Source organism: Natronococcus pandeyae (assembly GCF_008122205.1).
In the GTDB taxonomy this organism is placed as follows: Archaea; Halobacteriota; Halobacteria; order Halobacteriales; family Natrialbaceae; genus Natronococcus; species Natronococcus pandeyae.
This window is the reverse complement of the sequence record NZ_PHNJ01000002.1, coordinates 34396-56140: the sequence shown is the minus strand read 5'-3', so window position 1 is coordinate 56140 and position 21745 is coordinate 34396. Positions and strand designations below refer to the sequence as shown.

Below are 21745 nucleotides of genomic sequence, written 5' to 3'. Positions count from 1 at the left end.
GAGTCGTCGGGCTATTTATTGAGGGCAGTGGTACCATTCGTATGGCCCGTAATCGTCGTGACCGTCCTCCCGGCCGGCAGACGCGTCCCGCCAACACCCGGACGCGGCGCTCCTGGTACGGCTACGGGAAGATGGCGAACATGGAGAAGAACGCGTTCGGTTGTTTTCTCCACGACGTCACGTACATCTTCGGAGAGATCTCTATCTTGGGACTGCCAGCGCTCATGATCGTCACGATGACCGGTGCCACTGGCGGCTACGGCGCGACCGCCGCTGCGCTGGTCGCGTGGGCGACGATGGTCCTCGTCGGGACGCTCATTCGCGGCGGGTGGATCCGTCCCCTGGGAACGGAGACGCTCGGCTGGGTGACGTTCTCGCCGGCGCTGATCGCCCTGCGACTGGTGTACTACAACGCCGTTTTCATCGCGGCGGTTTACGGTGGCGTGCTGGTCGCCGCCGCGGTCGGGACGCCGCCGCTCTCGCTCGCGGTAGCGGCCGTCGTCGCGATCCTGGCGACGCTTTCGTTCCCGACACTCGGCGAGCGTCTCGCTCGGGCCCGACGGCCGTAACTCTCCCTCGACTGTGAGGTCCGCGAGTTCGAGGTCCGAGAGGCCGATTGCGAGCGTTCCTTCGCGCGGGTGACCTCGCACCGCGGCTCACTCGTCAGAGGTCGCGTACGCCGACGGGACGATAGTCGTTCCACTGCTGATCACGGACAAAGGTCTTAACCTCGCCGAGCGAGTACCAGGGAGTATGAAGCACGTGAAGATTCCGCAGGACCGCATCGGCGTCCTCATCGGCGAGGGCGGCGAAACGATGCGCGAGATCGAGGCGGAAGCCGAGGTCCGATTGGACATCGACTCGGAGAACGGATCCGTCGCCGTCGAGACTGTCGGCGACCCCGTTCGTGGCCTCAAGGGCCCGGAGATCGTCCGTGCGATCGGTCGCGGCTTCCCACCCGAGGAAGCACTGCAGTTGCTCCAGGACGATATGATCCTGTTCGACCTCGTCGATATCGACGCTGCGGCACGCAACACGAACGATATGAAGCGAAAGAAGGGCCGACTCATCGGGGAAGGCGGTCGCACCCGCGAACTCATGGAAGAGCTCTCGGGCGCCAACGTCGTCATCTATGGCTCGACGCTCGGAATCATCGGCACGCCACCCCAGGTCGACGCCGTCCGCAGCGCCGCCGAGATGCTCCTGGACGGAGCGCCACACGGCGCCGTCTACTCGTTCCTCGAGGAGCGACACAACGAGATGAAACATCAGGGAATGCAGTACCACCGGTATCCCGGATCGGGCGAAGAGCAGGTCTGAACCGCACGCCCGAGACACTTTCGTCGCGGCGACCGGCCGCAGACGCTCTTCTTGTAGAGACCCTCCGTCGTTTCACCGGGCGCGGTCCGTCGGTCTGAGTGTCCGTTCGGGTGTGATTCGATCCGTATCGTCGTTCCAGCGACGCCACTGATCTCGCTTCCTGGTTCGATATCGCTCGAGGTGCTTTTCAATTCGGGTCCTACGTAACCGACGGTGTTCAGAGTACACCGACTCGCTGAGAGAATCGGACACCACGAAAGCCCCTGGGCCGCTCGGGTCGCTGCGCTCGCATGCTTGCGTCGCCTGCCGTCCCCGGGCTTTGGTGGTGGTCTCACCGGACGCTGAGTACTCACGGTAATATTTGAACACGGCTACTTAATCGAGCCTCAACCGACTCCTCGCATCACGCGACTAGAGCGATTATAAGAGGCCGTCAACGGGCCAGCAGGGCCGCTTGACTGTAAACCATTCGCACACCTCAAACGGGCCAATTGCACAATACTTATATAGAATAACAATCAATCCTTCGGGTGACTATGGCTCAACAGCAGATGGGCAACCAGCCCCTTATCGTTCTCTCGGAGGACAGCCAGCGAACCTCCGGCAAAGACGCGCAGTCGATGAACGTCCAGGCCGGCAAGGCCGTCGCCGAGTCGGTACGAACGACACTCGGACCGAAGGGGATGGACAAGATGCTCGTCGATTCGTCGGGCAACGTCATCGTCACCAACGACGGTGTCACCCTCCTCTCGGAGATGGAAATCGACCACCCGGCGGCGGACATGATCGTCGAAGTCGCCGAGACCCAGGAGGACGAGGTCGGTGACGGCACCACCAGCGCCGTCGTCATCGCCGGCGAACTCCTCAGTCAGGCCGAGGACCTCCTCGACCAGGACATCCACGCGACGACGCTCGCACAGGGATACCGCCAGGCCGCCGAAGAGGCCACGGACGCCCTCGAGGACGTCGCGATCGACGTCGACGAGGACGACGAGGAGATCCTCCAGCAGATCGCCGCTACGGCGATGACTGGCAAGGGCGCCGAGAGCGCCCGCGACCTGCTCGCGGAGCTCGTCGTCGACGCCGTCCAGTCCGTCGCGGACGAGGACGACGTCGACACGGACAACATCAAAGTCGAGAAGGTCGTCGGCGGCTCGATCGAGAACTCCGAACTCGTCGAGGGCGTCATCGTCGACAAGGAGCGCGTCTCCGAGAACATGCCGTACTTCGCCGAGGACGCCTCGGTCGCGATCATCGACGGCGACCTCGAGATCAAGGAGACCGAGATCGACGCCGAGGTCAACGTCACCGATCCCGACCAGCTCGAGCAGTTCCTCGAGCAGGAAGAGGCTCAGCTCCAGGAGATGGCCCAGAAGATCGCCGACGCCGGCGCCGACGTCGTCTTCGTCGACGGCGGCATCGACGACATGGCCCAGCACTACCTCGCACAGGAAGGCATCATCGCCGTCCGTCGCGTCAAATCCAGCGACCAGTCTCAGCTGGCCCGCGCGACCGGCGCCACGCCCGTCACGGGCGTCGACGACCTGACCGAGGACGACCTCGGCTTCGCCGGCAGCGTCGCCCAGAAGGAGATTGCTGGCGACCAGCGCATCTTCGTCGAGGACGTCGACGACGCCAAGGCGGTCACGCTCATCCTCCGCGGCGGCACCGAGCACGTCATCGACGAGGTCGACCGCGCGATCGAGGACTCCCTGGGCGTCGTCCGCACGACCCTCGAGGACGGCAAGGTCGTCGCCGGCGGCGGCGCACCCGAAATCGAGCTCTCGCTGGCGCTGCGTAACTACGCCGACTCCGTCGGCGGCCGCGAGCAGCTGGCCGTCGAGGCCTTCGCGGACGCACTCGAGGTCATCCCGCGCACGCTGGCCGAGAACGCGGGCCTCGATCCCATCGACTCGCTGGTCGAGCTGCGCGCCGACCACGACGCCGGCGACACGGCGTCCGGACTGGACGCCTTCACCGGCGACACCATCGACATGGGCGAAGAAGGCGTCTACGAGCCGCTTCGCGTGAAGACCCAGGCGATCGAATCCGCGACCGAGGCGGCCGTCATGCTGCTGCGCATCGACGACGTCATCGCCGCCGGCGACCTCGCGGTCGCCGACGACGACGGTGACGAGGAGATGCCACCCGGCGGCGGTATGGGTGGCGGCATGGGCGGCATGGGCGGCGGCATGGGCGGCATGATGTAGGACGAAGTTTTGCTCTGCGGGCCGCCTCCGGCGGCCCTCGGCAAAAATTCGATTAAAAGCACTCCTCGCTCCCTTCGGTCGCTCGTCGGCCCGAGCGCTACGCGCTCACGGGCTCCGCCCGTTCGCGTTCCGCGGTTCTCGCCCTTCGGGCTCCGAACAGCGCTTCGCTCGGCGAACGGCTGCGCTCGGGTTCTTCGAACCGCTCGCTCGCCGACAGACGCCTCGTGGGGACGGTTCACAGGCTGTCGATCTTCCCTGGCTTACGTCCCTCCTGGGAGCGAGGCCAATTCGTACCGCTCGAGTCGGCCCATATTCTCTTTCCGCGGTTTTATCAACAGTACGTTCTTTGCCGCAGTCTCTCCTCAGCAGGTGCGAACTCGAGGACCGTGCTATCCGTTCGAATCACGTCTCGTTCCGACTCGAAACCCGGCGAACGTCGTCCGTACGGCGAGCGGTCGCGCCATCCGATTCAACTAAGTAGCCGCTCGCAAAATTCGCCCCTATGAACACGCTTCTGCTGGATAGCGACGACGTCGACGAGCACGCGCGGATGGCGGACGTCATCGGCGCGGTCGAAGACGCCTTCGGCGCCTACGAGCGCGGCGACGCCCAGATGCCGGCCAAGTCCTACATCGACCTCCCGCAGTACAACGGTGACTTCCGGTCGATGCCCGCTTACCTCGACGCGGGCGAGTGGGACGCGGCAGGCGTAAAGTGGGTCAACGTCCACCCTGACAACCCCGAAGACCACGACCTGCCGACAGTACTGGGAACGATGATCTACTCCGATCCCGAGACGGCGCGCCCGCTCGCCATTATGGACGGGACGGCGCTGACGATGAAGCGTACCGGCGCCGCGGCGGCCGTGGCCACCGACTACCTCGCCGTCGAGGACGCCACGACGTTCGGCGTTATCGGAGCAGGGGTCCAGTCATACACCCAACTCGACGCGATCAGCGCAGTCCGTCCGATCGAGGAGGTCGTCGTCGCGGACAAGGACGAGGATCGCGTCCAGCGGTTCATCGACGCCTACGGCGACGAGTTCGACGTTCGCGCGGGTTCGATTTCCGAGGCCGGACACTGTGACGTCCTCTCGACGGTGACCCCCGTCAGGGATCCGATCGTCGGCCTCGAGGACGTCGGCGAGCACACCCACATCAACGCGATCGGTGCCGACGCGGAGGGGAAACACGAACTGGCGGACGACCTCCTGCTCGAGTCGACGGTCGTCATCGACGATCACAAGCAGTGCACCCACTCGGGTGAGGTCAACGTCCCGTACAACGAGGGAACGCTTTCGGACGACGACATCCACGGCGAAATCGGCGAACTCGTCGTCGGAGCGAACTCCGGCCGCACCGAAGACACCGGCGTCACGGTCTTCGATTCGACCGGCCTCGCGATCCAGGACGTCGCGGCGGCCCACGTCGTCTACGAGAACGCCCGGGAGAACGAGTCCGGCTACGACTTCGGCCTGATCCACACCGATCAATAGGCACGGCGCTCGCCCGACGAGAACTGCGATCCGAAACCGAATTTTCGAAAACTCAGTGATCGATTAGTCGTCGCTCCCGACTGCGTCGCGACGGTCGGCGTCGGTTCCGAACGCGGTCTCGCGCAGGTCGGCCTCGATCTCCTCGAGCGACCGCCCCTTCGTCTCGGGAACGAGTTGATAACAGAAGACGAGCGCGAGCAGGGTTAGCCCGCCGTACAGCCAGAACGTCCCCGACTGACCGAAGACATCGACGAGTCTGAGGAAGGTTAGCGAGACGATCAGGTTCGCAGCCCAGTTGAGCACGGTGACGACGCCCATCGCCGTTCCTCGGACCTCCATCGGATAGATTTCGGCGATCATCAGCCAGAATACTGGCCCGAGACCGATAGCGAAGAACGCGACGTACAGCATCAGACTCCCGGTCGCGAGCACGCCCAGCCAACCGGACAGTCCGGGAAGGTAGAACACGGCCCCGAGAACGGCGAGCATGACGGTCATCCCCCCCAGTCCCGTGAGCAACAGCGGACGGCGACCGGCCCGATCGATCAGCAACACTGCGACGACGGTCATCACGACGTTGACGACGCCGATGCCGACGGTCGCCAGAATCGAAGCGGTGTCCTCGAAGCCGGTCGACTCGAGGATCGTCGGCGCGTAGTACATGACCGTGTTGATACCGGTGACCTGCTGGAACACCGCCAGACCGATACCGACGACGAGCATCGGTCGCACCCACGGCTGGAGCAGATCCCGAAGCGTGCCGGACTCGGTCTGGATGGTGTCTTTGATTTCGCGAAGTTCGGCGGCAACCTGTCCCTCGGCACGGGTTCGGGACAGCACTTCGCGGGCGTCCGCCTCCCGTCCCTGCTCGTAGAGCCATCGGGGACTCTCGGGCATGAACAGCATGCCGACGAACAGGACGGTGGCGGGGACCATTCCCAGTCCGAGCATCCAGCGCCACTCGCCGCCACTCGAGAATGCGAAGTTCACGAGATAGGCAATGAGGATTCCGCTCGTGATAGTCAACTGGTTCAGCGAAACGAGCGATCCACGTATCTTCGGCGGTGAGATCTCCGAGATGTACAGCGGACCGACGACCGAGGCAAATCCGACCCCGATTCCGTCGACGATTCGTCCGAGGATCAACACCTCGACGGTCGGCGCGACCGCCATGATCAGCGACCCGACGAAGAACACGACGGCCCCGACCAGAATGAGCCGTCGCCGGCCGAGCCGATCGGCGAGACGACCACCGAGCGCCGCACCGATGATCGCACCGATCATGGCGCCACTGACGATGACGCCTTCGACGTACGCGGGGTTCATCGAGTAGCCGAGAATCGTCGCCAGTTCGAACGTCTCTCGGATGTACAGCATCGCACCCGAGATGACACCAGTGTCAAATCCGAACAGGAGCCCGTTCAGCGCCGCCAGCGCTGCGACCACGTAGACGAACGAATTCCGTTCAGTTTCTTCGCGACTTGTGTTTTCTGTTGACATACGGAGTGCCGATAACGAATTATTCCGAATCTTAGTAAACAAACCTGCCGGTTCTACGGATATATAATAAATATTAATAATCCCTTCTCATAGTTTGTTATGTACCTGGGGCTTACAATATGGTCGGAGTGAATGTACCGGCTCTTGATACACCTGCTGTTCCAGTTCGAAGGGGGAAGATACCCGATCCGGCGGTCGGAATCGACCGAACCCTCAGCCGTCCGGCAGTCGGCGAACGATCGAACCCGTCATCGAAAGCTGGTCGCAGTAGTGGACGACCGGTTCGTCCGTCGGCGACGGCAGTCCGTTGGCGGCGAGCATCGTATTCTCGTGGATCGTCACGTCGGCCGGCTGGAGCGGCCACGGGTCGTGCGCGATTTCGCCGGCCAGCACGCCGCCGTTCGACGGCGCGTAGAACCGCCGCCGCTCGGTGAGCCAGTACGCGAGCGAGTCCGGTTCGGCGGTGAAGACGTCGCCGTCGGGGCGGTACCTCGCGATGAATCGGGCGGGGTTACTCGGCTCGGTTCCTCGACGCTCGCTCGAGAAGACGACCTGTCGTTCGGAGCTACTGACGTTCATTCGCGCGGAGTAGACGGGAAGGCGAGTCGTCCGACCGATCGTTTCGGCGATCATGGGGTTGCCGACGTCGATACTGAAGAAAAAGAGGGCGGGGTCTCCTCTGTAGCGGACGTAGGTCCGGACGTTGAGTTCGGCGAACGCCGTTCTCGTGATCGGCGGTGTGCCGCGGAATCCGGCGTTCGTGAGCACGAACGGCAGGACGCTGAGCCAGGCGTGGCCATCTCGCGTCTCGAGGGTCAACTGATCGGGGACGTGGGGCCGAACGTCGGCGGGGTCGACGGGCCAGTGGACGAACAGCCCGTCTCGCCAGGTCATCGCGGCGACGTGCGGTGCCTTCGGACTCGAAACTCCTGAGACCGGCCACTTGGAGGGATCCGTGCGAGATCGTACGTTCATCGTCGTCGTCGCGGAGCGAAGCCGCTGTATCCTCTGACACGACGGGTGCACGCATAAAACGGCTCCCTGACCGATACCGTGCCCGAGCGAGTTCGAGACGTCTCAGTCGTCGATCTCGATCGCCGGCCGACCGGGTTCGGCGTTCGTGAGGACGCTCTCGTCGACCGCGTCGGCGCGAACGACGTGGACGGGCGCCTCGAACTCGCGTTCGATCAGCCAGGCGGCCGACTCGAGCGCGTCGTACTCCTCGTCGGGATCGAGCGTCGTCGACAGCGCCTCGCGCTCGGCCTGCAGGTCCTGGCCGTAGTCGGCGGCGGCGTCGCCCTGTTCGCGGATGTGAGACTGCTGCATGAGTTCCCCGATCAGATTGTCGGCGTTGCTCTCGATCGCCAGTTCGAGGGCATCGTACTTCCAGTCGGGCGCGACGACGACGTCGATTCGTTCCGGATCCTCGATGCCGGCGACGTCGACGATCTGGCGGACGTCCTCGCGCGTGTTCTCGACCAGCTGACGGCGCTTCCGGACGCGGTCGCGGTCGACCTCCGCGGTCGGCCAGTCGGCGTCGACGACGAACTCGTCGTGGCCCAGTTCGGCGTACAGCTCCTCGGCCAGGTGGGGAGCGACGGGAGCCAGCAGGCGAACGACGACGGACAGCCCGCGCTCGTAGGTTTCGGCGTGGGGCTCGGTGTAATCGGCGTACTGCCGCAACGTCCGAGTCAGATCCTGGGCTTCCCGCAGCGCTCGGTTGAACGTCAGGTCGTCGTACTTCTCGCTCGCGATCGCGACCGTCGCGTCGATCTCGTTCGCGACGTAGCTCGCAATCGCGTCGTCGTCGCCGTCGGCCTCGCCTTCGGTGGCGGTATCGACCATCTCCTTCAGCCGGTTCAGGAAGGCGTAGGTCGACCGGACCCCCTCCTCGCTCCAGTCGAAGTCGCGCTCGGGCTGGGCGGCCTGCATCATGAAGAGGCGGGCGGTATCGGCGCCGTACTCCTCGACGATTCGCTGTGGCGAGACGACGTTGCCCTTCGACTTGGACATCTTCTCGCCCTCCAGCTGGACCATCCCCTGTGCGAGCAGGTTGGTGAAGGGCTCGCGGTGCTCGAGGCCCTCGTTGTCGGCCAGCACCTTCGTGAAGAACCGCGAGTAGAGCAGGTGCATCACGGCGTGTTCGATGCCGCCGACGTACTGGTCGACCGGCATCCAGTCGTTCGCGCGCTCGAGGTCGAAGGGGGCGTCCTCGAGATCCGGCGAGACGTACCGCAGGAAGTACCACGAGGAGTCGACGAACGTGTCCATCGTGTCGGTCTCGCGGGTCGCATCCACACCGCAGTCCGGACACGTCGTCTGCTTCCACTCCTCGGCGGCGTCCAGCGGGTTCCCGGTCGTGTTGATGAACTCGGGCAGTTCGACGGGCAGGTCCTCCTCTGGAACCATCACGGGACCGCAGTCGTCACAGTGGACGACCGGAATCGGCGTCCCCCAGTAGCGCTGGCGGGAGATCCCCCAGTCGCGAAGCTGGTACTGCGTCGCCTCCTCGGCGCTGTCGATCTCGGCCGTCAGTCGCTCGCGAGCCGTCTCGCTCTCGAGACCCGAGTACTCGCCGGAGTTGACGAGCACGCCGTCCTCCGTGTAGGCTTCCTCACTGACGTCCGGGGCGTCGGGAACCGTCTCGCCGTCCCAGTCGTCGGGTTCAGGGGCGATGACGGGAACGATCTCCTCGCCCATCTTCGTCGCGAAGGCGTGGTCGCGCTCGTCGTGGCCCGGAACGGCCATCAGCGCGCCCGTGCCGACGTCCGAGAGGACGAAGTCGGCGACGTAGACCGGGATTTCCTCGCCGGTGACCGGATTCGTCGCGGTCAAGTCGGTCTCGACGCCGTTCGGCTCGTCGCCCTCGGGATCGGCCTCGTGGTGGACGAACTGGTGTATTTCCTCGCTCTCCTCGGCTAGCTTCTCGCTGATCGGGTGGTCCGGCGCGAGCGCGAAGAAGGTCGCACCGTAGATGGTGTCGACGCGGGTGGTAAAGGCCTCGATAGAGCCGTAGCCGTCGATATCGAACTCGAGTTCGGTCCCGTGCTGGCGGCCGATCCAGTTGCGCTGCATCTGGCGCACCGAGTTCGGCCACCCCTCCAGATCGTCGATATCCTCGAGCAGTTCGTCGGCGTACTCGGTGATCCGCAGGAACCACTGATCGAGTTCGCGCTGCTCGACGGGGGTGTCACAGCGCCAGCAGAGTTCGGCCTCGCCTTCGACCTGCTCGTCGGCCAGGACGGTTTCACATTCGGGACACCAGTTCACTTCGGCGTCGCGGCGTTCGACCAGTCCCTCCTCGTGGAACCGCGTGAACAGCCACTGGTTCCACTGGTAGTACTCGGGGGTGCAGGTCGCGATCTCGCGGTTCCAGTCGTAGCCAAAGCCCATCGACTCCATCTGGTCGCGCATCGTCTCGATGCAGTCGAACGTCCAGTCGCGCGGGTTGGTGTCGCGTTCCTTGGCCGCGTTCTCCGCGGGAAGGCCGAACGCGTCCCACCCCATCGGGTGAAGGACCTCGTCGCCGCGCAGCCGTCGGTAGCGTGCGTACGCGTCCGTGATGGTGTAGTTCCGGACGTGCCCCATGTGGAGTTTGCCCGACGGGTACGGGTACATCCCGAGGACGTACGTCGGATCGTCGACGTCGTCGGGCGTTCGATAGACGTCCGCCTCGTCCCACGCCTCTTGCCAGCGTCGTTCGACCGCCGCGTGGTCGTATCCCGCGTCGCTCATTTGCTTATATACGCTTGGTGCCGACGCCGTCGTATAGCTTTCCATACACCGACTGGTAGGTACGCACTGTCGGCGGTTCGCGTGGCGAGGGCCGCCACGGGCAGGCGCCCGCAGCGATACGACCCGCCCCGGAAAAAGTCAGTCGCGCGAACTCACGCCGATCTCCGGTGACCGTTGCTCACTCGATATCGATCGCTTTCGAACTCTCGCCGCCCGAGACCTTCGGCAGTCGAACCGTCAGTACGCCGTTCTCGTAGCCCGCCGATACGGACTCCTCCTCGACCGGATCGGGCAGCCGAATCCGTCGGTTCACCGACTGTCGGGTTCGCTCGCGGCGGAGGTACCGACCCGACTCGTCGGTCGTCTCCGTCTCCGTTTTCCCGGCGCGGTGGGCCTCGAGGCGAAGAGTGCCCTCCGCGAGCGTCAGGTCGATGTCGTCGGTGTCGTAGCCGGGAAGGTCGGCCGTGACGACGTACTCCTCGCCCCGATCGGCGACGTCGACCGGTACGGAACCCGGAACCTGAAGGCCGCCGCCGGTCATCCCCTCTTCGACCTGCTGGCTGACGCGGTCGAGCATCTCCTCGATTTCGTCGAACGGGTTTCGTCGCATACTCACCCGTAGGACGTCGACCGGGATAAATTCTGCTCGAGACGAAACAACAGAACGCTCGGCTCCGTCCGAAGGGCCACGCGAATAGGTGGCTCGACTCCTCGCCCGAGTCTTCTCATGCTATTCCCGAGGAGGCGTGGCCCGTATCGCCGCGCTGAGCCGGTTCGCACGCGATACGCTGGCTTTCGATCACCGAACTTGCTATCGTTCAGCGACGGACGCACGTTGCGTTGCGACCCACATAACTCCTGTGCTTGTTATACCCAAGCACGGTCGAACGCCTCGTGATCGATCGATCCGAGGAACGCTTCGAAGAACGGTCGGGCTGGCACCTACTCCGGGAGGGTTACGCGGTCGTCCTCGAGCGCGTCGAGCAGGACCTGGCGCGCGTGGCCGTCGGGGTCGACGTTCTCGTACGCGGCCTTGACTTCGCCGTCGCCGAGGAAGAACGTCGTCCGGGCGGCGGCCCCGTCCCGGACGTCGACGTCGAAAGTAGCCGCGAGGTCACCGTCCGGATCCGCGAGCAGGTCGAACTCGAGGTCCTCCGCGTCGCAGAACGACTGGTGGGAGTCGACGTCGTCGGTCGAGACGCCGTAGACGGAGACGCCGGCGTCGTGGTAGGTCTCGAGTTCGCGCTGGAACTGGTTCGCTTCGACCGTACAGCCGGGAGTCTCGTCCCGCGGATAAAAGTACAGCACCGTCGGCTCCTCGAACTCGAGGGTGACCTCCTCGCCGTCCTGATTGCGTGCGGTTACGGTCGGCGCGTCGTCGCCTGCAGTGAGTGCCATATCAGAGATAGCGTAGCGATGCGAAAAAACGGTTTGCACGCGATCGTCACGACTCTCTGTGGAACCGGTGTCGAAGCGGGCGCGAGTACCGGCGCGCGATCGGGCCTGGCTGGAACACGGTGTCGACGCCGAACTCGAGGGAGAGCCTACGAGAGGTCGGTGTCGCGGAATCGAAGATAGCCGATCGCGAGCGGAAGGACGGTCCACAGCACGAACACTCCCGCCAGGAACAACGGTTCGTGAACGAGAGTCTCCGCCGTTCCGGCTGGTGCTTGTCCCGTCTGGGCCGCAGAGACCCCCTCTTCCGTCACGGTAATCGAAATGTGGCCTGCCTCGGGGAGCAACACGTTCCCACTCGTACGCAGCGCGGTGAGGGGATTGAGATGATCGAGCACCGCGACCCACGTCGGCGGATCCGCTCCCGGAACGTCCCGGTTGATGGCGTAGTAGGCTCCGTCGACGACGTACGACCAGAGCATCGTCGCAAAGATGTACCCTCCGACGACGACGCTGATGGCTCGACCTCTGGTGTCAACGACGGCCGAGATTCCGATCGCGATCGAAACGATGGCCGCTGCCGACAGGAGGACGAACAGGACGTACGTGACGATCGGAACGACCGGCGGAACGCCCAGCGTCGCGACGATGACCCCGATGGCCGTCAGGAACCCGCTCAGAAGTGCGACCGAGAGCACGGCGAACCGTCCGATGAACTTCCCGACCACGACGTCGAGCCGGGAGTGTGGGAGTCCGAGGAGGAATTTGACGTTTCCCGTCTCCCGCTCGCCGACGATCGCCTGGTAGCCGACGATCAACCCGACGATCGGAAGCACGACCTCGGTCGCCGGTCCTTCGAGAAAGCGCGTGGCGAGTTCGGGGTCCGGATTCTCGACCACCGTAACCACGAGGAACTGCGTGAGGACCATAAATCCAAGAAAGATCGCGGTCGCTGCCCACAGTGCTCTCGATCGAACGGCGTCGGCGACGTCTTTGCGCGCGATGTCGATCGCCGTCATCGTTTAGCCTCCGCGACCTGTTCGTCGAACAGCGACTCGAGCGACGGCTCCTCGGCGGCGAAGTCCTCGATGGTCGCGTACTCCTCGACCGTCCGAAGGATTTCAGCCTTCGCAGAACCGGTGGACAGCGACACCGTGACAGCGGGAGTAGAACTCCCCGATCCGTTCGCAGTAGCGGCGCATGCGGTGACGGCATCGATCGATTCGAGGGCGGTCACGAGCTCTGGCGGGAGGGTATCGACTTCGATATCGAGTTCGACCGCGGGCCCGGTATCCGATTTGAGCACCTCGATGTCGCCGCTCGTCCGGAGCCGTCCGTCGACGAGAATGCCGATACGGTCGCATACGGCCTCGACCTGCTCGAGAATGTGACTCGAGAAGAACACCGCAGCACCGCGGTCGCGTTCCTCGAGGACGATTTCCCTGAGCAACTGAATCCCTGCCGGGTCGAGTCCGCTCGACGGTTCGTCGAGAACGAGTAGCTCGGGTTCGCCGACCAGCGTTACTGCGATCTTCAGCCGCTGTTTCATCCCGGTCGAGTACTCGCCCACCGGCCGTCGCGCTGCATCGGGTTCGAGTCCGACGCGGTCGATCAGTGTGTCAGGGTCGTCGTCCACGTCCATCGCATCGATGGCGAACTGGAGGTGCTTTCGCCCGCTCAGCCGGTCGTACAGCTGGCACGACTCCGGTAACACGCCGACACGGCGTTTGGTCGCAACCGGTTCGTCGTGTACGTCTGTTCCAAAGACTCGAGCGGTTCCCTCGGTCGGGTAGATGTACGACAGCAGCATCCCGATCGTGGTCGACTTGCCGGCTCCGTTCGGCCCCAGAAACCCGTACACCTCTCCGGCGTTCACCGTGAGATTTAGCTCCGAAACCGCCGTATGAGATCCGTACCGCTTCGTCAGGTCGGTCGTTCGTATTGCAGCCATCTCGTGATTGCTAGCTTACCTATCCTATATAAATATGAAAACAACTTCTATCTGACACCTGCCGTCTTCAAGCTAATTTCGTCGTACGTAACGTACACAGCAGCTGATACGGTCAGTAGAGTAAGAAGAACGAACGGCGATCCGGTAACGGCGGTCCAGTCGGCGCCGAACAGATGGCTCGAGTCGGTATACTCGTAGGTTATTACTGCTTCACTCGCTCGTTCGTCGACCGATCTGATCGAGAGAACGTCGGCGTGAAACACCGTGTTCCACATCGCGTGAAGGGCGACGGCGTTCCAGACGTTTTCCGTATAGTATGTGACGAGAGCGTACAGTAGTCCTGCAGACGCCGCGATGAGTACGTAGAGTTCCGAGGCGCCCGTCCCTTCGACCTTCGCGTTGTGTAATACCCCGAACAGCACCGAAGTCAGGACGATGGCCTTCGGCCATCCCCACTGATATCCGACAAACGAGAGCATGTATCCTCGAAACACCAGTTCCTCCGTTATCGCTGCAAGCAATCCCAACAGAATCGCACTGAGCAGGATCGTCGAGAGGATCTGAAGCCCGTCGTACTGTACCGTTATCGTTCCGGGTAGCAGGACGATCGCTCCGAAGGTTACACCTCCTGGAAGGACGATTCCCAAACACGTCCATCGAAGGGTCGATCTATCGGGCCGCTCGATGAAGACTGCGCTGTACGGGATACTGAGGACTTTCGGGAGAGACAGATAGATCAACAGTGCTGCCGGGATACCGATAAGTGCCCCTTCTGCCTCTGGCAGCAGCCACGGTACTGACAGATACCGATTCGATGCGATGTGCGACCCGACCAGTACGAGGAACACAGTACCGAGGAGCGCTGCTAGGATGATTCCGGTCTTCCACTCTTCTATCGATCGTACCGCTTTTTCGTTCTCGCAGCCCATACCCATTGACGTATCTTCTAACTGTAATCTTCGGACTAGACGATCCTTTTTTATCAGGCTCGTTATCGTGTCCGAAAACGGATTATTTGTCGAGCTATACTACTGCTGTTCGTCTTTTCAGAACGAACCGATTTCGATACTGATGCTTCCGCTTACGTTGTCGCCGTCGTATCCGGCTTCGGCATATTGTAGCATGGGTTGTTAGCACCCAACCTCGGATTGCTCGTATCCGTATATAAACTTGCGAACCATCAAAATAGTAATATGATAGAATATCGCAGTAGGAGTCCGAAGGACTTCTGCGCCCGATCTTTATCCGCAACACGGACGTTCGGTCGTTGATAGCCGTCTCGAGCGCCGTGCCGGCGCGGAATTATATGTATCATAGCGAGGCACAGGGACCGGTGTATGATCGGAAGCGAAGAAGTAGAACGAGAGACGAATCCGCATTCGATCGTCTCCGTCGAGAACCTCGTCAAGTCGTATGGCGGGCGAGAAGAGACGGTTCGCGCTATCGACGGCGTAAGTCTAACTGTCGAAGCTGGGAGTATCGTCGGCTTGCTCGGACCGAACGGTGCTGGAAAGACGACGCTGATCAAATCGATACTCGGGCTCATCACTCCGACGAGCGGCTCGATTTCGGTCGGTGGCGTCGACGTCGTCGAAAACCCGAATCGCGCTCACGCGAAGATGGCTGCGGTGTTAGAAGGAGCCCGAAGCACCTACTGGCGGTTGACGATACGCGAAAATCTCGAGTTCTTCGGCCGGTTGAACGGCGAGGTCGGTACCGAAGAGCGCAAACGCCACCGCCAGTTCCTCGAGCGGTTGAACTTGACCGAAAAGATGGACGACGTGGTAAACGATCTTTCTCGAGGCGAGAAGCAGCGAGTCTCGCTGGCCACGGCAATGGCGCGTGATATCGACGTTCTATTTCTGGACGAGCCGACGCTCGGACTCGACGTCGAGGGGTCGTTCGAACTGCAGCAAACGCTCACCGAACTAGCGGCTCAGCGGGGCGTAACGATTCTCGTTTCGAGTCACGACCTGGGTATGATCGAGTCCGTCTGCGATCGAGGAATCGTCCTCGACGACGGCGAAATCGTGGCCGACGACGCCATCGAGAATCTACTCGACGTGCTCCAGACGAGGGTGTACGAACTGATCGTCGAGGGAGGCGTCGCGGCCTCGACTCGGAACGAAATCGAACGAGCGTACGACGTCGTCTCCTGGGTCGAACACCGAGGCTGTACGAAACTGACCGTCGCCGTCTCGAACGCGAATCGGATTCACGGTCTGACGGGTGCGCTCGTACGGAACGGTCTGCAAATCAGGTCGATACGGATGGACGATACGGATTTCGAGGCCGTTTTTGCATCTCTCGTGTACGATCGACCGCACGTCGACGAATCCCGTGCGGCGCGGGGTGAACGATGATACGAGGTAGGAGAGGGAGACTGTCCAGTTCCGTCTCGATACTACGGGCCCTGGTGACGCGTAATATTCTCATCATGAAGCGCTATCCGCTGAACACCGCCGGGGCAATAATCGGCCTGTACGCGCTGTTCCTTCTCGTCTATCTCGGCGGTCGCTCGCTTCTCGGTCCGGGATTCAGCGGGACGCTCGGCGCACTCATCGTCGGGTTCTTCCTCTTTATTATGGGAAATGCCTCTTACAAGACGCTCGCGGGCCTCTTCGCGACGGAGGCAAAGTGGGGGACGTTAGAGCGGCTGTACCTCTTACCGGTCAAATTCAGTCACGTCGCAGTACTGCTGTCGATCAGTTCACTCCTGGTGACGTTTTTCATCGGTTTCACGATGCTCGCGCTGATGCTCCTGACGACGGGAACGTCGATCTCGCTCGATCTAGTCAGCATCCTCCCGATCGTTACGTTCACGCTTCTCTCTACGATAGGCCTCGGACTGCTGTTCGGTGGTGCGACGATTCGATACAAAAATATCAGTTCGATCTTCGGCCTCGTCAAATTCGTCTTCGTCGCGTTCATCGTCGCGGGTCCGACTTTCGAGGAGGTGTTCGCGCTCAAATTCCTTCCGCTCGTCCAGGGGAGCTATCTGCTTCAACGCGTAATGAACGAAGAACTTCGCCTCTGGGATCTCGAACCCCTCGAACTGTCCGTACTCGTGTTGGTCGGACTCGGGTACTTTACGTTCGGATACGTTCTGTTCCGGTACTTTACGGAACGAGCACGAACGGCTGGGGTCATGGGACACTACTGACGCCTTCGGAATCGGCCGTTCGAGACGAAACGGGGCGAGCGCCTCGAGGCGAATCCGAGGCGATTCACGAGCCGTCGGAGAGGGAAGCGCTCACTCCACTACGTGTTCCGTATCGTACGAACCGAGCCGTCGAACCCACCCATTTTCGGCGAGTTCCTCGATCTCGCCGATCGCTTCGGTGGCCCGAGATTCGTACAGTCCCGCGTCGATATCGATGTGGAAGACGTAGTCACCGAGTCGCTGGCCGCTCGGCCGCGACTCGACGCGGGAGAGGTTGATGTCGCGGTCCGCGAACGGCTCGAGCAACTCGAGTAGGAGACCCGGATAGTTCGCGTTCGGATAGACGACGAGCGTGGTCTTCCCGCCGCCTTTCGAGCGCTCCTCGGCGGGCGCGAGCGCGAAGAATCGAGTCGCGTTCGAGTCCTGGTCCTGGATGTCCTCGGCGAGGACCTCGAGTCCGTTCTCGATGTCGGCGTTCGCCGGGTGACCGATCCCCGCGACGGCGGGGTCGTCGCGGGCGAACTCGACGCCCTGGGCCGTGCTCGCGACGGCCTCGAGGGTCGCGTCGGGATGTTCGCGCTCGAGATAGGTGCGACACTGGGCCAGCGCCTGGGAGTGGCTGGCGATCGTGTCGAACTCCGGTCCCTGGGCGAGCAGCGCGTGTCTGATCGGAGTGACGATCTCGCGCGTGATCGCGACGTCGTACTCGGCGACGGCGTCGAGGCTCTCGCTGACGCTCCCCTCGATGCTGTTCTCGATGGGGACGATCCCCTGGTCGTACTCACCGGTCGCGACGGCCTCGACGATCGCGGTCACCGACTGCCGGAAGTCGATCTCGTCGTCCGCGGCGATCGCGCCCGCTGCGCGATGCGAGTAGGTCCCTTCGGGACCGAGAGTTACTGTACTCATTATCTATCCCTTACTGGTTCCACAGCAAAAGGCCGTCGCTGGGTGCAGAACTGACAGGAGTGCACGCTCTGTGAGCGCCGCTTCCGACTCTCGGACGAGACAAATCGTGCGGAACGGCTCAGACGCCCGCTCTCGACGGGCCGACGGCGACACCGCTACTCGCAGCGGCTCGAGTCCGTTGAAAACCCATCTGCCGGTTGGCCGTTCACTCCTCTAAGTGTTCGATTCCTTTCTTCGAGACGTTCGCCTCCGTGATCTCGCTGGGCATCCAGTCGGGTTTGTCGTCCGGAGCCGTCTCCTCCCAGGCCCAGCCGTCGTAGATGTGAACCTTGTCCGTTCCCTTCTCTCGGAGTCGGAGTTCGACCCGATCAGCATCGTCCTCGCTCGAGCCGGGCTCGAGCCGACGGGCCGCCTTGAGGGCGGCCTGACGGGGGGTGTTCCCCGAGAAGACGCTCGTCTCGTCGCCACTCGATTCGCGCAGTGCGAAGTTTCGCTTGCCGTCTTCACGTACCATAGTTTTCGCCTCCATGTCAGTTCAGCACACGATCCGACATAAAGATATCCCCCAAAACCGACCGACTGCGCCGTCATCTTTAAGTAATACCGCCGCGGCTCTTTCTGTGGTGATTTCTCCACGCGACACGCTCGCTGTCGTGTACCTATCCGTGATTTACCGATGAAACGAGGTCGTTCGCTGTGACGTAGAAAACACTTAAGTATATCCTACGGCGAAGTTCGACCTAGAATCCCGCGATGGTACGGAAAAAGAAGTTGAGTCCAAGCGGTGCCAAAGACGAAGACGGCAACTATCACAACGTGCATTTGAATCTCCACGAGGACGAACTCGCAGTTGCGGGCATGGATATCGGCGACGAGGTGTTCGTTCGCGTCCGGGACGGCAAAATCATCATTCAGAAAGCCGACGAGGAAGAAGTAGAGCACGAATTCTAGCGGGAACCGCCCGACTCGTTCTCGGTTTCTTACCGATACGAACGCTTCGAGCCTCGCTGCCGCGTCTCGGCGTTTTCCCGATCCGTTCGATTGGTTTCAAACTGTATGAGCCCAAACTTTTCTATTCTTCTTGGAAATAACTATTCAGGTTCCAGATACATTCTCTCGTTCCACAGTTTATTTATCCGAAATATGCGTGGTTCGTTCTCGTGGGGCCGTCCCCACGATACCACATGACACGACAGCCAGATAGCTTCCGATCCAGCCGAGTCGAGGACCGGTCCGCGGACACACACCCGAACGAGACGTTCGAGAGCGGCGATATCGACCGTCGAACGTTTCTCAGCCTCTCCGCCGCGACGGGGGCCGCGCTCGCGCTCCCCGGCGCCGCGACCGCCGACGTAACGGGGGAGCCGATGACCGACGAGTACGCGTTCGTCGTCAACCATACCCCCGACGAGTACGAAGCCGCGACCGTCATCGAGTTCGCCGACGAGGAAGCGCTCGAGGCTTTCGCGGAGGAGTACGCGGAAGACCCCGATCCGGACCTGGGGCGAGCACCGAAGGCGGTCACTCGCGAGTCGCCAACGCCGGCAGCGCACGCCCACCTCACTGCCGACGAGGTGGACGACGTCCTCGAACTGGACGGCATCGAGCGGATGGACTTCTCCCCCGGCGCGAACCCGTGGTGGAAACTCGAGGACCCCTACGAGGACGGGGTCTTTCCGTCCGTCGAGGAGGCCCGAAACTACCTCGCCTACGAGGAGTCGGTTCGGGCACTCGAGCACCTCGAGGCGGAGCGCCCCGACCGTATTCGGGTACGGTCGATCGGACAGTCACCGGGCTGGACGAACCAGTTTACGGACGAAGGCGCCGACGGACGGGACGTCTACGTCACGGAGGTCACGAACGACGTCCGGGACGACGCCTCGTTCGCCGAGAAAGAAAAGGTCGTCTTCTCGCTCAACATCCACGGCGACGAGCGGGCCGGTACGGAGGCCGGCTGTCGACTCATCGAGGAGATCGCGGCCGGCGAGGCCGACGACTTCGAGGGGCTCCTCGACGACATCGTCGTCCTCTTCCTGTTCACCAACCCCGACGGCTGGGTCTCGCGCAAACCTCAGACCGAGATTCCGTGGGTCGAGGACCACGACACGAACTTCCAGCGCGGGAACGCGAGCCGCTTCGACGGACAACCGGTCGACACCAACCGCCAGTACCCGACGATGGGCTGGACGAACCCGGGCTTCCGGCCGGCCGAACCCGACGGCGCGCCCGACGAGTTCCACGACCTCGTTCCGGACTCGCTCGCGATCGTCGACCACTTCCGCGGCTACGACAACGTGGCGTTCCTCTGTGACTACCACGGCATGTACACCGCGGACCACGTGGTGTTCAACCTCGAGACGAACGCGCCGTTCGATCACGACGGCACTCACGACTTGGACGAGGTCAACATCCAGATCGGCGAGGGGATGCACGACTACTGGGGCAGTGTCGATGCGCTCGCGGACGACATCTCCAGGGCCGGCGGCGAGATGTACGACTTCCCGTTCGTACCGGAGGGCGACAGCTACGACGGCCTCTTCGACTGGGGGACGATCTACGACTCGCTCAACTACCAGATCACCGGCGGCTTCCTCGGCTGGGCAGGTCAGCCCGAGGAGTTCGGCGGACTCGGCGCCATCACGGTCGCACCCGAGGTCATCCTCTCGAATCACTACACCGACGCACAGAAGGAGTGGAAACCGTACTGGGCCCGCCACTACGAGGAGGCCTATCGTATCTCGATGCGCGAGTACGCCGAGATGGCCGCACAGGAAACGACCGCGACCGTCGCGACCGGCGATCAGGACACCGCCTACGTCACCTCGGACGAACTCACGCGGACCTCGGCCGACCTGCCCCACACCGACGAGCGCCCCGGACAGGGCGACGGCCACGGCCAGGAGCGCGCGACGGAGATGCGACGGCGCCACGACGCCGTCCGGCCCGGCCCCGACGGCGCCTCGAGCGTCGCCGCGGACGCGTCCGACGCCTCGCACTCCCTGTTCGTCCACCTCGACGGGATTCGCAACGCGACCGAGGGCGTCGTCCGCGTGCGCAACCCGTCCGGAGCCGTCGTCCGCGAGATCGATATCGACGCGAAGGCGGACCCGGACGACTCGTCGGCGCGGAAACACGACTTCGAGGAGTTCTTCGTCCGCCGACCGCAGGCGGGTCAGTGGGACGTCGAAGTCGAGAGCGACGCCGAGGTCGAGGTCGCCACGACGGTGCTGGACGTCGACGGCGACGGCGACGTTCCCGACCCCGAGGCGGTCCTGGGCTACGAGCAGCGCGAGTACACCGTCAACCCGATGCAGTTCTTCGCCGATCTCGAGCCCTTTCTCGAGGACGGCGAGATGGACGGACTGCGCGTCCACGACCTACGCATCGGCCGGCTGCTCCGCGGAGATTCGGGCGAACGCCGCTACGACAAACTCGTCGTCTCGCACGCCGACGGGATCGACGATCCGGACTACCTCGAGGCGATCGAGGCGTTCGTCGAGGCAGGCGGCGACCTCGTCCTCACGGACGCGGGCGTGAACCTGCTCGGCGAACTCGAGGTCGGCGAGGCCGCGTCGATCACGGCCGAAGACGTTCGCACCGTTCAGATGCAGTTCGTCAATCTCGAGGATCGGGAGTTCGATCATCCGCTGCTGGCGGGAATCAGGAACCGACAGCAGGAGATCTGGAAGGGATCACAGCTCGGCTACACGACCGGCGTCGATCAGCCGGCGACGACCGTCGACCCGGACGCCTTCGCGGACGCGGGCGGCTCGATCGCGGGCACGTTCACGGAGTGGGACGACGAGGGCGGAAACCCATCACCGATCGGTTCCGGCGTTGGCGCCGGCACGCTCGCCGCGGACGAGGCTGAGATCACCGTGCTCGGATCGGTCCTCCCGCCGGCCAGACAGACCGAGCTTCATCCGTTCGGAATGGCGGACTACGCCGTCTCCTTCATGGGCCACACGCTGGTCTGTAACGCGCTCGGCTTCGAACAGCGCCGATACGCCAACGGAGAACTCGTTCGGACGTACGGCGAGATTCGGTAGCGCGAGACGTTCGTTTCT

At 63.0% G+C, this 21745-nt stretch carries 18 protein-coding genes; 8 read left to right on the top strand and 10 right to left on the bottom strand.

Annotated elements, in window-relative coordinates:
* Positions 1-41 precede the first annotated feature (41 nt).
* From CV102_RS03945 to CV102_RS03930, 4 genes are all read left to right on the top strand, one after another.
* On the top strand, positions 42-569 hold the full coding sequence (locus tag CV102_RS03945; protein WP_148856597.1) for a hypothetical protein: 528 nt from the start codon (positions 42-44) through the stop codon (positions 567-569).
* A 184-nt stretch (positions 570-753) separates the two neighbouring features.
* Entirely contained in the window at positions 754-1320 is a 567-nt protein-coding gene (locus CV102_RS03940) for a KH domain-containing protein (protein WP_148856596.1), read from the top strand.
* Positions 1321-1871: 551 nt separating this feature from the next.
* Positions 1872-3530, top strand: coding sequence for a thermosome subunit alpha (thsA, locus tag CV102_RS03935; protein WP_148857095.1), 1659 nt, complete (start codon positions 1872-1874; stop codon positions 3528-3530).
* A gap of 502 nt (positions 3531-4032) precedes the next feature.
* Positions 4033-5025 carry an ornithine cyclodeaminase family protein gene (locus CV102_RS03930; RefSeq protein WP_148856595.1) on the top strand — a complete coding sequence of 331 codons (993 nt, stop codon included), beginning with the start codon at positions 4033-4035 and terminating at the stop codon, positions 5023-5025.
* A 63-nt stretch (positions 5026-5088) separates the two neighbouring features.
* Here CV102_RS03930 and CV102_RS03925 read toward each other — a convergent pair whose 3' ends face one another.
* The 8 genes from CV102_RS03925 to CV102_RS03890 all read right to left on the bottom strand — a co-directional run bounded on the left by CV102_RS03925 (position 5089) and on the right by CV102_RS03890 (position 14535).
* Positions 5089-6525 carry a sugar porter family MFS transporter gene (locus CV102_RS03925; RefSeq protein ID WP_148856594.1) on the bottom strand — a complete coding sequence of 479 codons (1437 nt, stop codon included), beginning with the start codon at positions 6523-6525 and terminating at the stop codon, positions 5089-5091.
* Between the two features lie 213 nt (positions 6526-6738).
* On the bottom strand, positions 6739-7500 hold the full coding sequence (locus tag CV102_RS03920; protein WP_148856593.1) for a YqjF family protein: 762 nt from the start codon (positions 7498-7500) through the stop codon (positions 6739-6741).
* 102 nt (positions 7501-7602) lie between these two features.
* A complete protein-coding gene (gene leuS / locus CV102_RS03915) occupies positions 7603-10260 on the bottom strand; it encodes a leucine--tRNA ligase (RefSeq protein WP_148856592.1) in 2658 nt (885 codons plus the stop codon).
* Positions 10261-10438: 178 nt separating this feature from the next.
* Positions 10439-10870 carry an Hsp20/alpha crystallin family protein gene (locus CV102_RS03910; RefSeq protein ID WP_148856591.1) on the bottom strand — a complete coding sequence of 144 codons (432 nt, stop codon included), beginning with the start codon at positions 10868-10870 and terminating at the stop codon, positions 10439-10441.
* Between the two features lie 332 nt (positions 10871-11202).
* Positions 11203-11658 (bottom strand): peroxiredoxin, encoded by a 456-nt coding sequence (locus CV102_RS03905; RefSeq protein ID WP_148856590.1) that lies wholly within the window; start codon positions 11656-11658, stop codon positions 11203-11205.
* 146 nt (positions 11659-11804) lie between these two features.
* Entirely contained in the window at positions 11805-12674 is an 870-nt protein-coding gene (locus CV102_RS03900; RefSeq protein WP_148856589.1) for an ABC transporter permease, read from the bottom strand.
* Positions 12671-13606, bottom strand: coding sequence for an ABC transporter ATP-binding protein (locus CV102_RS03895; protein ID WP_148856588.1), 936 nt, complete (start codon positions 13604-13606; stop codon positions 12671-12673). The genes CV102_RS03900 and CV102_RS03895 overlap by 4 nt, the downstream gene beginning before the upstream one ends.
* Positions 13607-13653: 47 nt before the next feature.
* Complete coding sequence (locus tag CV102_RS03890; protein ID WP_148856587.1) at positions 13654-14535, bottom strand: CPBP family intramembrane glutamic endopeptidase; 882 nt, start codon at positions 14533-14535, stop codon at positions 13654-13656.
* 408 nt (positions 14536-14943) lie between these two features.
* On the opposite strand from CV102_RS03890, the gene CV102_RS03885 reads away from it, so the two are divergent.
* The gene (locus CV102_RS03885) at positions 14944-15969 is read left to right on the top strand and encodes an ABC transporter ATP-binding protein (protein WP_148856586.1); all 1026 of its coding nucleotides are present in this window, start codon (positions 14944-14946) and stop codon (positions 15967-15969) included.
* A gap of 74 nt (positions 15970-16043) precedes the next feature.
* Positions 16044-16769 carry an ABC transporter gene (locus CV102_RS03880; protein WP_233710627.1) on the top strand — a complete coding sequence of 242 codons (726 nt, stop codon included), beginning with the start codon at positions 16044-16046 and terminating at the stop codon, positions 16767-16769.
* A 90-nt stretch (positions 16770-16859) separates the two neighbouring features.
* On the opposite strand, the gene pheA is transcribed toward CV102_RS03880, so the two are convergent.
* Both pheA and CV102_RS03870 read right to left on the bottom strand, forming a co-directional pair.
* Positions 16860-17678, bottom strand: coding sequence for a prephenate dehydratase (gene pheA / locus CV102_RS03875; RefSeq protein ID WP_148856584.1), 819 nt, complete (start codon positions 17676-17678; stop codon positions 16860-16862).
* Positions 17679-17883: 205 nt separating this feature from the next.
* Positions 17884-18192: a non-histone chromosomal MC1 family protein gene (locus CV102_RS03870; RefSeq protein WP_148857094.1), complete on the bottom strand. Its 309-nt coding sequence runs from the start codon at positions 18190-18192 to the stop codon at positions 17884-17886.
* Between the two features lie 239 nt (positions 18193-18431).
* Here CV102_RS03870 and CV102_RS03865 point away from each other — a divergent pair, with 239 nt between their 5' ends.
* Both CV102_RS03865 and CV102_RS03860 read left to right on the top strand, forming a co-directional pair.
* On the top strand, positions 18432-18629 hold the full coding sequence (locus tag CV102_RS03865; protein ID WP_006674053.1) for a hypothetical protein: 198 nt from the start codon (positions 18432-18434) through the stop codon (positions 18627-18629).
* 233 nt (positions 18630-18862) lie between these two features.
* Positions 18863-21727, top strand: coding sequence for a M14 family zinc carboxypeptidase (locus CV102_RS03860; protein WP_148856583.1), 2865 nt, complete (start codon positions 18863-18865; stop codon positions 21725-21727).
* Positions 21728-21745 lie beyond the last annotated feature (18 nt).